This window comes from Comamonas sp. CMM02 (assembly GCF_014851485.1).
GTDB lineage: Bacteria > Pseudomonadota > Gammaproteobacteria > Burkholderiales > Burkholderiaceae_C > Comamonas > Comamonas avium.
Genome location: NZ_JACUZW010000001.1, coordinates 256,326 through 271,903 on the forward strand (window position 1 = coordinate 256,326; position 15,578 = coordinate 271,903).

General features: G+C 57.7%; 11 protein-coding genes. 7 read left to right on the forward strand and 4 right to left on the reverse strand.

Features of this window, described 5'->3' with window-relative positions; all coding sequences use genetic code 11:
- Positions 1-113 precede the first annotated feature (113 nt).
- The 3 genes from IB213_RS01165 (at position 114) to IB213_RS01175 (ending at position 4,089) form a co-directional block, all read left to right on the forward strand.
- Positions 114-1,262 carry an ATP-binding protein gene (locus IB213_RS01165; protein ID WP_192405125.1) on the forward strand — a complete coding sequence of 383 codons (1,149 nt, stop codon included), beginning with the start codon at positions 114-116 and terminating at the stop codon, positions 1,260-1,262.
- A gap of 452 nt (positions 1,263-1,714) precedes the next feature.
- Positions 1,715-2,026 (forward strand): hypothetical protein, encoded by a 312-nt coding sequence (locus tag IB213_RS01170; protein ID WP_192405126.1) that lies wholly within the window; start codon positions 1,715-1,717, stop codon positions 2,024-2,026.
- Between the two features lie 11 nt (positions 2,027-2,037).
- Positions 2,038-4,089 (forward strand): autotransporter domain-containing protein, encoded by a 2,052-nt coding sequence (locus IB213_RS01175; protein WP_192405127.1) that lies wholly within the window; start codon positions 2,038-2,040, stop codon positions 4,087-4,089.
- 43 nt (positions 4,090-4,132) lie between these two features.
- On the opposite strand, the gene IB213_RS01180 is transcribed toward IB213_RS01175, so the two are convergent.
- Positions 4,133-5,017, reverse strand: a complete 885-nt coding sequence (locus tag IB213_RS01180) for a LysR family transcriptional regulator (RefSeq protein WP_191722523.1) — start codon at positions 5,015-5,017, stop codon at positions 4,133-4,135.
- Positions 5,018-5,113: 96 nt separating this feature from the next.
- Here IB213_RS01180 and IB213_RS01185 point away from each other — a divergent pair, with 96 nt between their 5' ends.
- Positions 5,114-5,626 carry a universal stress protein gene (locus tag IB213_RS01185; protein WP_191722524.1) on the forward strand — a complete coding sequence of 171 codons (513 nt, stop codon included), beginning with the start codon at positions 5,114-5,116 and terminating at the stop codon, positions 5,624-5,626.
- An 83-nt stretch (positions 5,627-5,709) separates the two neighbouring features.
- A complete protein-coding gene (locus IB213_RS01190; protein WP_192405128.1) occupies positions 5,710-6,759 on the forward strand; it encodes a TerC family protein in 1,050 nt (349 codons plus the stop codon).
- A 73-nt stretch (positions 6,760-6,832) separates the two neighbouring features.
- Here the strand turns inward: IB213_RS01190 and IB213_RS01195 are convergent, their stop codons facing one another.
- The 3 genes from IB213_RS01195 to IB213_RS01205 form a co-directional block, all read right to left on the reverse strand.
- On the reverse strand, positions 6,833-7,636 hold the full coding sequence (locus tag IB213_RS01195) for a PhzF family phenazine biosynthesis protein (RefSeq protein WP_192405129.1): 804 nt from the start codon (positions 7,634-7,636) through the stop codon (positions 6,833-6,835).
- Positions 7,637-7,869: 233 nt separating this feature from the next.
- Positions 7,870-10,449: a cyanophycin synthetase gene (cphA, locus tag IB213_RS01200; RefSeq protein ID WP_191722527.1), complete on the reverse strand. Its 2,580-nt coding sequence runs from the start codon at positions 10,447-10,449 to the stop codon at positions 7,870-7,872.
- A 78-nt stretch (positions 10,450-10,527) separates the two neighbouring features.
- Positions 10,528-12,528, reverse strand: a complete 2,001-nt coding sequence (locus tag IB213_RS01205; RefSeq protein WP_192405130.1) for an acetate--CoA ligase family protein — start codon at positions 12,526-12,528, stop codon at positions 10,528-10,530.
- A 222-nt stretch (positions 12,529-12,750) separates the two neighbouring features.
- Here IB213_RS01205 and IB213_RS01210 point away from each other — a divergent pair, with 222 nt between their 5' ends.
- Both IB213_RS01210 and IB213_RS01215 read left to right on the forward strand, forming a co-directional pair.
- Entirely contained in the window at positions 12,751-15,051 is a 2,301-nt protein-coding gene (locus tag IB213_RS01210) for an ABC transporter ATP-binding protein (protein WP_192405131.1), read from the forward strand.
- Entirely contained in the window at positions 15,048-15,521 is a 474-nt protein-coding gene (locus IB213_RS01215) for a DUF1854 domain-containing protein (RefSeq protein WP_191722530.1), read from the forward strand. The genes IB213_RS01210 and IB213_RS01215 overlap by 4 nt, the downstream gene beginning before the upstream one ends.
- Positions 15,522-15,578 lie beyond the last annotated feature (57 nt).

The window sequence follows — 15,578 nt, forward strand, 5'->3', positions numbered from 1 at the left end:
TTTTGATTGCCAGAGACCATGATTTTTTGCGGCAGCAGGCACTGTGGATAGGCGCTAGCCCAAGGGACGGCGGCTCAAGCGGTCTGCAAGATCGACTGAACACGCTGCAAAGCATGTATCCCGGCATTCGCGTGAGCCTGCAAACCGTTGCTGGCAGTGATTCCTCTGAAATCGACCACCCCCAGACAGCGCCTGTTTTTGCCATTACACAAGAAAGCCAGCCCTTCGACGCCATTGACCTGGAGGTCACAAACCAAGGTCATGCGGTTTTACAAGTGCGGCTCATGGCTTCTGCACTACCGAGGCAAGAAGCGCTGCATTCACTGGCCCGCATCCTGATACTGGCTGTGTGCATGGGCATATTGCTTTCTGCAGTTTTGTCCATTGTGAGTATGGGCTGGAGCAACCGGCGACTCAGACACCTGTCACAGCAGGCCCATGCGGCTGGTCAAAGCGGTCACATCTCACTGGCAGGCGTTGATGCCGAACTGCTTGAACTGGTCGAAGCGTTTAACAGCGTGCTCACGCAGCGCGAAGCAGCCTATCGGCAGTCTGAATCGTTCAGTGCCGATGTTGCCCACGAGCTGCGCTCCCCGCTTGCCACCATGATTGGTGGCGCACAGCTGGCACTGAGCAGGCCGCGCTCCAGCGAAGAGCTCAGAGACGCTCTGGCTTCTAACCTGGAAGAGTGCGAGCGCCTTAAAAAACTCATCAACGACATGCTGTTTCTTGCGCGAGCAGACCGAGGCGAGCGTGCTCAAAGTCTGGAGCGAGCAGATCTGAGCATCTTGGCCGATGACATGATCAGCTACTGCGGCGCACTGCTCGATGATGCCGGGCTGCAGGCTGTGCGCATAGGTTGCGCATCTGCCGTGTGCAATGAAGCGCTCATCAAACGCGCCATGGCCAACTTGCTGTCTAACGCAATCCGGCATGCACAGGGTGAGCACAACGTTGAATTACACCTTGAGGCATTGCCTGGAAAAGTGAGGTTCTGGGTATTCAATGCAGGCCCCGCAATTGCCGACGATGTAGCGAGCCGAATGTTTGACCGATTTTTTCGCGCCAATGCATCGCGTTCAGACCATACGGTCCACCATGGGCTGGGGCTTTCGATCGTTCACGCCATAGCGCGCATGCACGGCGGAACCGTATTTGTGCACATACAGGATACGGGCAACGCAATCGGCATAGAGATTCCGAGTGCGCTTGCTTCGCGGCAAGTGCGTGTTCGAGAAGCCGTACACGAAGCTTTGCGCTGATCGTGCGCTGGCCTGAGCTTGCTGCATCAATCCGTCTGTGCAAGCCCGCAGCCTGTTGCGCCCCCCGGTTTATGCACCAACGCCCCTGACAGGGGAAATTTGCCTTTGATTGATGAAAATATATAAATTCAATAAATATTAATATGGGTCTGTTTTTTTAAATTATCTGAGTCAACTTTATTTATTTTTAGTGCTGATGAAAAATAAGATAATCAGTAATTGATATTTGACTATTTTTCTAGTCAAAATCTGTCAATGATTGTGTTTTTCAATGTGAATGTATTTTGTTTTTAAATTTATTCGAAGTAAAAAAATTTCAAAGCACAAAATATTGATGTGCAAAACAAGAAGTTTCTTGCCTGCTAACAAGATATTTATTGTTTATTTTCTTTCTGCCGTTTGTAAAATATTTCCCTCGCTGAAGCCTGCGAGTCAATGGCATATTTTCGGTGGTGCATCAATGCATTGCAGCACCGGATGCCCCACTGGTACTGGCTGCTTTATGCCTCAAGCATCACTTTGCTGTTGATGGGCAGGGGCATGCAACCTGCATATCCAATCGATTGATTGAATTGGGCTGTCCCTTTCAATATCAGTGGTTGCAAAGCCGTGGCTGGATTTATGCAGCCTGGCTCAGGCTTAATTTTTGCAAATCACCATCTGAAGCTTATTTTTTATCTCTCGCAAATGTCTTGCCTAATGAAAAGAGTATGCGCGATAGATTGATGTTTATATGGTTTTATAAATATCGTTTCATGGTCTGAAAGGATTTTTTATGAAAAAACTAAACTTGACCAATCTGCTTTTACCGCTGCTGGCAGTAACCGCTCATGCACAGGTACATGCCCAGGGGTGGAATGTCATGCAAGATTTTGATGATTTAACAGCCGGCGGCACGGGCACGGAGTGGAGCTATGCCAACGCAGTCAGTGCCGATGGCAGCGTTGTGGCGGGCGGGGCTATCTTTGGTTCTAGTTGGATGCATCACGCCTTTCGCTGGACCATTGACGGTGGCATGCAGGACCTGGGCGATTTAACAGTCGGCGGGACAGGGCAAAGTTTTGTCAATGCGATCAGTGCCGATGGCAGCGTTATTGTGGGCTGGGCGAGCTACTCCCCCATAGTTTCACACGCTTTTCGCTGGACCAGCGCCGGTGGTATGCAGGATCTGGGCGACTTTTACAACGGTATGGGCGGGAGTTTTGCCTCTGGAGTCAGCGCCGATGGCCGTGTTGTGGTGGGGGAGGCGACCTCCAGCTCAGGACGTAAGTACCGCGCGTTTCGCTGGACCAGCGAGGGTGGCATGCAGGACCTGGGCGACTTGACGGCCACTGGCACTGAGTGGAGTACGGCCACTGCGGTCAGTGCTGATGGCAATGTCGTGGTGGGGCAGGCTGCATATGACTCCAGCAGGTATCACGCGTTTCGCTGGACCACTGGCGGTGGCATGCAGGACCTGGGTGACTTGACGGCCAACGGCACGGGAGGGAGTCAGGCCCATGCAGTCAGCGCCGATGGCCGCGTTGTGGTGGGGCGGGCTGACTATGGCTCAGGAGCATATGTGCACGCGTTTCGCTGGACCAGTGAAGGTGGCATGCAGGACCTGGGTGATTTAACGGGCAGCGGTACGGGCTGGAGTTCGGCCAGCGCCATCAGTGCCGATGGCAGTGTGGTGGTGGGGAACGCTGCCTACGACTCTAGAAGGGGGCACGCCTTTCTCTGGACCAGCGACGGCGGCATGCAAGGCCTGGGCGATTTAACAGCCGATGGCACGGGCTGGAGTCAGGCCAATGCGGTCAGTGCCGATGGCCGCACGGTGGTGGGTACTGCGAGCAATGATCAAGGAGAAAATCGTGCCTTTATCTACCGCACAAAGATGCAGGACACGGGTAATTTGCAGTCTTCGCTGCCAAGGCTGGAGGCAGATAAAGAGCTGGCCGCAGCCCGGCAGCAAATGCGCATGGACCATCTGCTGCAAACGCAGTGCGCCACTGGCAAGGCCGGTGTGAGCTGTTTGAAAGTGACTGGCTCCTTTGATACGGTGGGCGCTGACGCTGGTATTGGCCGCCGGCAGCAGACACAGGGGGTGGTGACGCTGGGCTACGGCCTGAGTGAGCAGTGGACCTGGGGCGGTAACCTGCTGCTGGGGCATGCCAGCTTGCGCCATAGCGCGGTGAACCCTGATAGCACCTATGGCCTCAGCAGCTGGCTGGCCTATAGCCAGTCTGGGCAGGCGGGCAACGGCTGGCAGCTGCAAGCTTCGCTGGGATACAGCCAGCAAAAAAACACCATCACACGGGGACAGGCGCTGAGCAACGTTGAGCTGGTAAGCGGCTCTGCAAACTTAGATGCGCTGGCTGCCCGCGTGGCGCTGGGCTTTGGCGTGCGCCATGCAAACGGCTGGCTGGTCACGCCAGAAGTGGCTCTGACGCAGCAGCACAGCAAGTTTGCAGCCTATGACGAGGCCCATGGCGATTTCCTGGCCTCTTATAAAAAGTCCAGCCTCAAGGCCACGGTGCTGGCTTTGGGTGTGACGGCGCAAAAGGCCGTGGGCAGTAAGACACAGCTTCGGCTGGCGGCGGGGGTTGAGCAGGACCTGAGCGTTCAGCGCATGAAGTTTGCTGGCACCTCAGATGTGCCAGGGGCCGAGACCTTTAATCTGGAAAGTGCTTTGAAGCGCAAAGCGCTGCGCCCATACGTCTCTGCCGGATACGTTTACCACCTGGACGCTGCCAGTGCCGTGGCCGTTGACATTGGCGCTGAGCGGGATGCATTTTCCAGCGAGTTCAATATGGGGCTATCGGTGAGCTACAGCAAATTCTTCTGAGAAAAGTGGCTTGCTGCATGGGCGTGACAGGTACACCGGGTGTTTAGTCTTGGGCGGGGAAAAACTTTTGCACCAGCGGATGCAGCACCTGCCTGCTTGCCCCAATGGCAAAAAAGTGCTCTTCAACGCCCTCGCAGTCGCCCAAGCGCATTACTGCATAGCGACTTGTCAAATCTTCGTGCACCAAGCTCGCCATTGGAAAGACGCCCATGCCTGCGGCACCAAATGTCTTGAGCAGTGCGCTGTCTTCAAATTCTCCGATCACATGCGGCTGTATGGCGATACGCTCAAACCACTGATCGAGCCTTGACCGAACGGCTGCATGTCTGGTGGGCAGCAGCACTGGAACTTGGGCCAGTGACTGGGGAAAGCTATTGCTGGCAGCGGCATACAGCGATGCTGGCGCGTACCAGGCGATGGGAGATGACCCCAGTGATTGACTGTAGACCTTGAGATTGGGGTTGAGCGGAGCGGCCCGGTCTGCAAGGACTACATCCAGCCGGTGCAGCGCAAGATCACCCAGCAAATCCTCGAACTCGTCAACCAGACACAGAAGCTTGAGGTTGGGCTCCTGCATCACGCGTTGCATCAGGCTTTGAACGGCTAACTTGGGCAATTCGTCGGAGATTCCAACAATCAAGCGCACGCTTGGCGCACCCACGGCATCACGCACAACCGCCGGTAGCTGCTCGCCAAGCTGGAAAATTTTTTCTGCCTGCCGCATGGCGGCCAGCCCAGCATCCGTCAGTACAACCCCGCGCCCTGCTGGTTTGAGCAAGACATAGCCGAGAGAGCGTTCTAACTGGCGAACCTGGGTGCTCACGGTTTGCACTGCCATGCCTAAACGCTCTGCAGCACGGGCCATGCCACCTTCTTTGGCGACAACCCAGAAGTAGTAAAGATGCCGGTAACTGAAGCCAGGACTCATTGTTCGGCTTTACAGAGCTATTACTTCTTAATTATCTGCTTTTACAAATCTGAGGCATCGCTATGGTTGGCTTCATTGCATGTAAGGAGAAGCACCATGTTGAGAGTTCTTGTCCCATCAGATGGCTCCGCCAATTCGCTGTACGCCATACGTTACGTGATCGACGAATTCAAGAAGCGCCAAGATCTTGAGATTCACCTGCTTAACGTGCAGCCGCTCTTTTCAAAGCTCATCACGGATTACATCGACAAGAGTGATCGAATGGATTTTCACCAGGAGCAGGCTGACGCGGCGCTCTTGACGACGCGGCAAATGCTGGATGCTGCCGGGATTCCCTACAGCGTGCACGCAGAACTTGGCAACAAGGTGGACTGTATTGTGGATGCCGCTCGCAGGCTCCAGTGCGACAGCATCATCATGAGCACTGCGCGGAAAAGCTCTCTGATACGCCTGGTTGAAAACTCGGTCACGAATCAGGTCCTGGAGCGAACGAGCGTTCCCGTGGAAGTGATTGCAGGGCAAGCAGCTTCCAGGTTTGAGCGCATAGGTATTCCCGCGGGCGTCGGTGCAGGCGCGGGCATCGTTGCCTTGTGGATGGCCTCCAGTTGAAATATCGCCGCAGCGACGATCAAGTGCAGGTCACATATTCCTGAATAAGAGCGAAGAGGCAAAGCTGCGCCTGGAGCACTGCCATGAATAACCTCGAAACACTGGCCAACGGCCCGATGTGGCTGGGCTTCATCACCTTTGTGCTGGTCATGCTGGCCCTGGATCTGTTTGTTCTGGGCGGTAACAAGGCTCACCGGGTGTCGGTCAGGGAAGCCGCTTGCTGGACTGTGACCTGGATGACGTTCGCCACCACATTCGGTGTTTTGCTGTGGTGGTATCTGGACATGACGGCTGGCCGAGAAATGGCCAACCGCAAGGCGCTGGAGTTCTTTACCGGCTACCTCATTGAGCAGGCACTGTCGATAGACAACATGTTCGTGTTTGTGATGATATTTACTTACTTCGCCGTTCCCCCAGAGCTGCAGCGCCGTGTGCTGCTGTATGGGGTGCTGGGGGCCATCGTGATGCGCGCCGTCATGATTTTGGGGGGCATATGGCTGGTGTCTGAATTTGCCTGGGTGCTCTACGTTTTTGGGCTGCTTTTGGTGGTCACGGGGGCCAAGATGCTGTTCATGGCGGATAAGAAACCTGACCTGGAAAAGAACCCGCTGTTGCGCTGGCTGCGCGGTCACATGCGGATTGCACCAGAGTTTTACGGGCAGTCATTTTTCGTCCGGATCAATGGCTTGCGCCATGCAACACCGATGTTCCTGGTGCTCTTGATGATTGAGGCGAGTGATCTTGTCTTTGCCATAGACAGCATTCCGGCCATCTTTGCTGTCACCACAGATCCATTTATTGTTTTTACGTCCAACATCTTTGCGATATTGGGCTTGAGGGCGCTGTACTTTCTACTGGCCGATATGGCCGAACGCTTTCACCTTCTCAAGTACGGGCTGGCGCTGGTGCTGATCTACATTGGGGGCAAGATGCTGGCGATGCCCTGGTTTCACATGCCGGTGCATTGGTCGCTGCTCATTGTTGGCTCCATCGTGCTGATTTCCGTACTGCTGAGCTTGAAGCGCTCGGCGCATAAACCATCGTGCAATTTGATGAGCGGTACCAAGCAGTTGCCGCTGCCCGCTGCAGGTCAGGCGATTGAAGTGGCTCGGCCTGCGGCAGGCACAGACTGAGCCAGTGACCGGCAGCTTATGAGCGGCGAAGAAGGCGGTGGGGTATTGACTGCCTAGCGACTGGCGATGCAGGCTAGATAGTGATGGTGCCGCTCAGGTATCGAGCGCAGTGGCCTGCCACCTTCACGCTGGATGGCGTCACTTCACAGAACAATGTGCCAGTGCGCCGCGATGCCTGATGGCCAATCAGACTGCTCCTGCCGAGTCTGCTGGCCCAGTAGGGTGCCAAAGCCGCATGGATGGAGCCAGTGACCGGATCTTCATCGCCACCGTTGGCGGGCCAGAAGTAGCGGCTGACAAAGTCATAGGGTGCGCCAGCGTTGGCTGGTGCGGTGACCACTACGTCCAGCGGCCCCAGTGACTTGAGGCGCTCCAGATCAGGCTTGACTGCCAGAACGTCGTTTTCAGAGGGGTAAACCGCAACGTAGGCCTGCTGATTGACCAGATAGCAGGATGGTGGCGGGACGAGGCCCTCACGCAGTGCAGCCGGGGGCGCATCCAGAGCTCGCGCATCGCGGCGAGGGAAGGTCATCAGAATGCGTCCGTTGCTTTCTCGCGTTGCCAAGACATTTCCAACCGCTGCAGCCCAGAACGTAATGCTTTGAAGCGTGGGATCAGATTCGAACAGAACGAATGCACTGGCAAGCGTTGCATGGCCGCAGAAATCAATTTCCTTGAGCGGAGAAAACCACCGGATTTCAAAGGCACTGCGCTCAGTGCTCCAGACCAGAAAAGAGGTTTCAGATAAGTTGTTTTCGGTGGCAATGGCCTGCAGCGTTGACACGGGAAGCCACTGGGCCAGTGGAACAACCGCAGCTTGATTGCCCTTGAAGCGTTCTGAGGTGAAAGCGTCGATGACGTGGATGGGCAGTTGCATAACAAACGGGTCGTATAGGGCTAGAGGGCTTTGACGATCAGCGTTGAGTGCGAAGGGTATTGCCGCTTGCAAGGCTGATATCCAGTGGGCCATTGTAGATGGCGCGCCTGGCAAAGTGATTGCCGGGCATCAGCAATCGCGATGCCATCAGGCTGCTGGATGCAGACTCTGCTTTGGGCGATAAAAAAAGGCTCCTCTATGAGGAGCCTTTTTGTTGCATCAAGCGCAGAGGTTTAGGCCTTGCTGGCTTCTTGCACATGCTTGCGTAAGTGTTCCAGTGATTCTTCCACCTGATCGACCAGTACCAGGCACAGGTCGCCAGGTTGCAAGCGGCTCAGGGCATGGTCAATGGCTATGAATTCGCCATGAATGTCGGTGGTGTAGCTGGTGCGGGTTGCCCCTTCCAGACCCTTGCGCAGCAGGGCCAGGACTTCGCCGTCTTCACGGCCACGCTGGCATGCGTCCTGGTAGAGGATGACGTCATCAAACGATGCACCCAGGATGCGGGTTTGCTCGACGATATCCTGGTCGCGGCGGTCACCCGCACCACTGATGACCACGCTGCGGCGGTTGGCGGGCATGCTGGAGACAGCTTGGGTCAGCGCACGGATTGCATCGGGGTTGTGGCCGTAGTCCGCCACGATGGTGGCCCCCTTGTAGTCCATCACGTTGAAGCGACCGGGGGCGTTGGATGAGTCGTTGTGAAACGATGCCAAACCACGGCGGATGGTGTCCCATGGCAGGTCGGCAGCCCATGCCGCGCCGATCGAGGCCATGGCGTTGTCGACCTGAAAACCGATGGAGCCATTGCGGGTCAGCGGGATATCTGCCAGCGCAACGCTTTCCTTGAATGCACCTTCGGCGCAGATGATGTGCCCGTCATCCACATACACCACGCGGTTGCCCTGGGCGCGGTGTGTGGCCATGACGTGGTGGTGGCGATCTGCACCAAAGTAAATCACCTTGCCTTGGCAGACGTTGGCCATGGGGGCTACGTGGGGGTCAATCGCGTTGAGTACGGCGTAACCATTGGGAGCGACGTTCTGCACGATCACGCGCTTCAAGACCATGACGTCTTCGACGGTGGTGATGAAGTTCAGGCCCAGGTGATCGCCTTCACCCACGTTGGTGACTACGGCGACCTGACAGCGGTCAAAGCCCAGACCTTCACGCAGCACACCGCCGCGGGCGCATTCCAAAATGGCTGCATCTACCTCGGGGTGGGCCAGTACATTGCGGGCGCTCTTGGGGCCAGAGCAGTCGCCACTGTCGATCTGGCGGCCATTGACATAGACGCCGTCGGTGTTGGTCATGCCCACGCGCAGGCCCTGTGCGGAAAAAATGTGCGAGATCAGGCGGGTCGTGGTGGTCTTGCCGTTGGTGCCGGTGACAGCTACCACGGGAATGCGGCCATCTTCACCGGGGCCAAACAGCAGGTCCACCATGGGTGCGCCCACGTTGCGCGGTTTGCCGAACGAAGGTGCCAGATGCATGCGCAGGCCGGGGGCTGCGTTGACTTCCACAATGCCGCCGTTTTGTTCTTCCAGTGGCTTGAGCATGGTCTCGCACACCACGTCCACACCGCAGATGTGCAGGCCCACGCATGCGGCGGCCTCTACAGCACGCGCGGCAATGTCGGGGTGTACGTCATCGGTCACGTCGGTGGCACTGCCGCCTGTGGACAGGTTGGCGTTGTTGCGCAGCACTACGCGCTGGCCCTGAGCGGGTACCGAGTCGGGGGTCAGGCCTTCGGCAGCGATGCGGCCAATGGCAATGCCATCGAGCTGAATCTTGGTCAGTGCCGTGCCGTGACCGGAGCCACGACGCGGGTCCTGGTTGACGATGTCAACCAGCTCGCGGATGGTGTGCTCGCCATCACCCAGTACCTGAGGGGGGTCGCGGCGGGCCGCTGCCACCAGGTGGTTGCCCACCACCAGCAGGCGGAAGTCGTGGCCGGGCAAAAAGCGCTCCACCATCACCACGGTACCAAACTCCATGGAAGTGGCGTAGGCCTTTTCAAGCTGTTCACGGGTGGTGATGTTGACTGTGACGCCCTTGCCCTGGTTGCCGTCCTGGGGCTTGACCACCACGGGCATTCCCACCTCTTGGGCAATGGCCCAGGCATCTTGCACGTCTTTGGCGGGGCGGCCCATGGGCACGGGTACGCCAGCAGCGTGCAGCAGGCGTTTGGTCAGGTCTTTGTCTTGTGCAATGGTCTCAGCCACTGAGCTGGTCTGGTCGACTTCAGCGGCCTGAAATTTGCGCGCCTTGGAGCCCCAGCCCAGTTGCACCAGGCTGCCGGCGGTCAGGCGGCGAAAGGGAATGCCGCGGCCCAGCGCTGCGTTGAGCAGCGAGCCGGTGGAGGGGCCGACGCGCTCTTCTTCGTCCAGCTCGCGCAGCTCGTTGATGGCGGCCTTGACGTCAAAGTCCGTGTCGTTCAGGGCTGCGTTGATCAGTTGCTGCGCCAGCTCTACTGCGCGCTTGCCTACGGCTTCTTCCGTGTATTCAACGATGACCTGGAATGTGCCGGGCTCTACGGTTTCGTGTGTGCGACTGAAGGTGACGGGGCAGCCAGCCTGGGCTTGCATGGACAGCGCAGCGGCTTCCAGCACATGGGCGATGGACAAGGTGTTGTCCATGCCCTGGCCCTGCAGCCCGCCAATGGCAGGAAAGCGGGCACGAACCTTGTCTTCAAAACGAGGTATCAGTGTGAAGTTCTGTTCTTCAGGCGTGCAATGCACGATGGATTCGATAGCGGTATTGCGGCTCCAGAGGTTGGGGCCACGCAAGGCGCGGGAGCGAGAAATTTCCATGGTCTGTCTTTCCGCCAAAATTTTAGTCAAATTGGCTTCTAACGTAGATGTGACAAGCGCTGATAGCTATCGTTTAAATTACAGAGGCTGGTAGTCAAAAGTCTTGATGCCAGCCGCAATCAGTTCAGGCGTGATGTCCAGCGCCCAGGCGGTGGCAATCGCGGCCAGCAAGGCGGAGGTGTCAGGCTCAAAACCGTTGACGGGGCGCAGCGCTTGCAGCTTGGCCAAAACGCGTTCGGTGTTGCCGTGCACCAGCAAGACGTCGTTGCCCAGAAGCACTACAGCGCGGCCACCGGCCTCGCGATGGGTCAGTAAAACTGAGTTCTTGGGGTCGTGGGTGTAGAACAGGACCTGGCCATCGCACAGGCGTGCAAGGTCGGCAGTTTGCTCATCGTCGGCGTTGAGCACGCCAGCGCCCTGACCCAGGACCACATCAATCTGGGTGCGCATCACGCGGGTCATCTGATCGGCTTCCAGCACGTCGTGGTCGGCCAGACCTTCAAAGCCATCCATGTCGGTGACCACGCCCACCTGGCAGCGGTCGTAAGCCAGACCTTCTTCAAAGATGGAGCGGGCCGTGGTTTGAATCACGGCGGCCTCTGCCAGCCGGTTGACCAGCAGACGGTGTGCTGCATGCCAGTTGGTGTTGTCGCCCTTTTGGGTCAGGCGGCCTTCCAGGAAGGTGCCTTCGCTGCTGGCCACGCCTGTGCGTTTGCCGCTCAGTTGCAGCAACCAGCCCACCAGACGGGCAATGAATGCGTTATGGCGCGTGCCCGCAATGCCCACCACGGGGATGCGCGAGGTCTGACCATCGCTGTCACCGTCGGTGGTGGGAAACAGGTGCTCCACAATAGCCTGCCCGACAGGGCGTGCCACACCCACACTGGGTTTGAGGTGCATCAGCAGGCCCGGGCCGCCGTTGACTTCCAAAATGGCTCCGCCCTGGGCTTGCAGGGGCTGGGTAATGTCCTGGCAGACCAGATCCACGCCGGCAATGTCCAATCCCACCACCTTGGCCGACAGCGCTGCCATGTAGGCAGTGTCGGGGTGCACCTCGTCGGTGCAGTCCACGGTGACGACCTTGGCGCGCGGATTGTGGCGGCCTTCAGGGTATTCGCCGCGCGAAGCAGCCACCATCTTGCCTCCCACCACCAGCAGGCGGTGTACGTGGCCGGGGATGTGGCGCTCCACCATGACATAGCGGGTGAGCTTGCGGGCTTCGTCATAGGCAGCGCGCACTTCGGCTTCGCTGTTCAGGTTGACGCCAACACCCTGACCTTTGTTGGAGTTGTAGGGCTTGACCGTGACGGGCAGGCCCATGTAATCCGCTTCTTCCCAGGCGTGGTCGGCGCTTTTGACCAGTTCCCACTCGGGTACGGGCACGCCGCAGGCCTTGATCAGTTGCTTGCTCAGGTCTTTGTCTTCGGCAATGCCAAAGCCAATGGCGCTGGTCTTGTCGGTTTCAGTGGTCCAGATGCGGCGTTGTGATGCACCGTAGCCCAGTTGCACCAGATTGCCGTCATTGAGGCGAATGCAAGGAATGCGGCGCTCTGCGGCGGCATTGACAATGCTGGCGGTGCTGGGGCCGAGGTAACGATTTTCGATTTCGGCCTTGATGGCCTCTACAGCGGCGGCAACATCGAAAGGCTGGTTGTTGATGGCGGCCATCAACAGCGCGTGGCCTTGCTGCAATGCCACGTGGGCCACCGACTCTTCGGGGCAGCGAAACACCATGCGGTAGACGCCGTGTTGCGACACGCTGCGGGTCTGGCCAAACTCGGCGGGCATGCCAGCCATGTTCAGCAGCTCAATGATGGTGTGCTCCAGCACATGGCCGCACCAGGTGCCTTCTGTCAGCCGCTCGAGAAAACCGCCACGGTGACCAACGCCACAGTGGTGCTCAATCAGACCGGGCAGCCAGGTGGTCAGGCGTTTGGTAAAACCGTCGATCTTGTTGGAAGGGTAATCTTCCAGTTCACCGAGGTCCAACCAGACTTCAAGGACCGGACGGTAAGTCCAGACGCTGGGGCCACGCAGGTAGGTGGTACGAAGCAGTTGGATGTCTTTGAATGTCGCCATGAATGTCAGCGTTAGAGTGTGAGGCTGGGGTCAGAGGCCACAGTCTGGGAAAAAGAGGGCCATTGTGTGCGGGAGGTAAAGCCGTGGCTGTTTGTCAGCCAAACTCGCAGCTAATGCGTTGAAGGGGATAGCTCCTACTCGGGCATGGTGTGGTTCTGCAGAGAATACGTCATGCCCCCACCCCTTGGCAGATTGGCCAACGCCGGGTTCTAACGATTCAACATGCAACATCACCATCCTGTAGATGCCTCCGGTATCTTCAATGGCCCTTTGGGGGCTGAATTGCGGGCACAGCTCGCACCCCATGAGAACGTGCAAGCCGCCTTGTCGGTTGACCTGACGGTGTCGCTTCGCTTTGCGCAGGGGCTGCTGGTGCTCACAGAAAACCGTATTGTGGGCAAAGATGCGGACAGTGAGTGGCAAAGTTGGCCGCTGTCTGAAGATTTGCAACTGCGGCTGATGGATCACGCCGGCGTGGGTACGCTGGAGTTGCACGACCGTCACCAGCGCTTGAGTCTGTGGCGATTCACACTGGGGCAGCAAGCCCAGGTACTGCGGTTTTTGCTGCGCTTTGAACAATTGCGCGATGCAGCGGCCGCCGGCAATCTGAATCAAGCACTGGTGGCCGTGGATGAAAGCCGCTGCAGTGTATGCAGCGAAATCTTGCCTCCGGACAGTGATGAATGCCCGGCCTGTGCGCGGCTGGCAGGGCCTAAAACCTCTACCTGGGTGTTGCTGCGCGTGGGGCGTTTTGCAACCCCTTACAAAGGGATGCTGATTCTGGGTTTCGTCATGACGCTGCTGGCTACGGCGGCCACCCTGGTGCCGCCTTACCTGACGATCCCCATCATGGATGACATTCTCATCCCCTACCAAAAGAGCGGTCAGCCGGTCGATCCGTACCTGGTGTCGCTGTATCTGGGGGGGCTGCTGCTGTCGGCATTGCTGGCCTGGGGGCTGAGCTGGGCACGAACATGGGTGATGGCCAAGGTGTCCGAGCGTATTGGCGCGGACATGCGCACCACCACGTATGCCCACATGATGAAGCAGTCGCTGGAGTACTTTGGTGGAAAGCGTACAGGCGATTTGATGAGCCGCATCAGTGCAGACACTGATCGTATCAACATGTTTTTGTCGCTGTATGCGCTGGATTTTGTGACCGACGTGATCATGATTGTGATGACGGCGGTAATTTTGGCCTCCATCAACCCCTGGCTGGCACTGGTGACCCTGGTGCCCCTGCCTTTCATTGCATGGCTGATTCAGAAGGTACGTGGCCGTTTGAGTGTGGGTTTTGACCGCGTCAGCCGAGTGTGGGCCGATGTGACGAATGTGCTGTCCGACACCATTCCCGGTGTGCGAGTGGTGAAGGCTTTTGCGCAAGAAGAGCATGAAATTGAGCGCTTTCGCGAAGCCAATGTACGCAATCTGGAAGCCAATGACCGCGTGAACAAGGTGTGGTCTCTGTTCTCGCCCACTGTGGGGCTGATGACGGAGATTGGCTTGCTGGTGGTCTGGGGCTTTGGTATCTGGCTGGTGGCGCACGACCAGATTACGGTGGGTGTGCTGTCTGCCTTTATTGCCTATATCGGGCGTTTTTATACGCGCCTCGATTCCATGAGCCGCATTGTCAACATCACGCAAAAGGCTGCTGCAGGTGCCAAGCGTATTTTTGATGTGCTCGATCAGGTCAGCAGCGTGCCAGAGCCGGTCAACCCGGTGCAGCTGCCGCAGCCTGTCAAGGGCCGCATCTCCTTGCATGACGTCGGTTTTCGCTACGGCAGCCGCCAGGTCATTCGCAATCTGAATCTGGATATTCAGCCCGGCGAAATGATTGGTCTGGTGGGGCATAGCGGCTCAGGCAAGAGCACCTTGGTGAACCTGATCAACCGTTTCTACGATGTGACGGAGGGCAGCATCCAGCTCGATGGTGTGGATGTGCGCCGTCTGGCCGTAGCGGATTACCGCCGCAACATTGGCTTGGTATTGCAAGAGCCGTTCCTGTTTTTTGGCACGGTGGCCGAGAACATTGCCTATGGCAAGCCATTGGCGAGCCGTGCAGAGATTGTGGCCGCAGCGCGTGCAGCCCATGCGCATGAATTCATCTTGCGGTTGCCCCACGGCTATGACTCGGTGGTGGGTGAGCGGGGTCAGGGGCTGTCGGGCGGTGAGCGCCAGCGCATCAGCATTGCACGCGCCTTGCTGATTGATCCGCGCCTGCTGATTCTGGATGAGGCGACATCGGCCGTGGATACGGAGACCGAAAAGGAAATCCAGAAAGCACTGGACAACCTGGTCAAGGGGCGCACGACGATTGCCATTGCTCACCGTTTGTCGACGCTGCGCAAGGCCGACCGTCTGGTGGTGATGGACCGTGGCGAAATCGTAGAAGTGGGCCCGCACGACGCACTGATGGCAGCCAAGGGTGCTTACTGGCGTCTGTATGAAGCGCAAGCCCGCCGGGCAGAAGAAGATGCGCAAGCCGCTGGCCTTACCTTGGCCCGTGAAGGAGAGAATGCATGAGTGCCGAAAACATGACGCTGAGCCGCAATGCCCATGGCCGCCTGTGTTTGACACTGAGCGATGGTACGCAGCATGAAGGGCTCATCCCTGTGCGGGCATTTCCGATTGCGGCGCCTGAAGAGTCCATTTCTCTGGTGGGGCGCGACGGCAAAGAGGTGTTCTGGATTGACCAGCTGAGCGACGTGCCCGCTGCGGCGCGCCAGTTGCTGCAAGAAGAGTTTGCGGTGCGCGAGTTTGTACCCGAGGTGCAGCGCATTGAGGCGATTGATGCCATTTCGGTGCCCAGCGTGTGGACTGTGCAGACGGACAGGGGTCTTACCCATCTGGCGCTGAAGGCCGAAGAAGACATTCGCAAGCTGGATGGGCGGCATGATCTGCTGATCACCAGCCGCGATGGCGTGCAATACCGGATTCGTGATTCCCGGGCGCTGGACAGGCAGTCGCAGAAGTTTCTGGAATTGTTCTTGTAAGGGTTTCTGCTTATTCAAGGATTTCCGACGAACGGCGAAAAAATTTCCTTAAGTTTG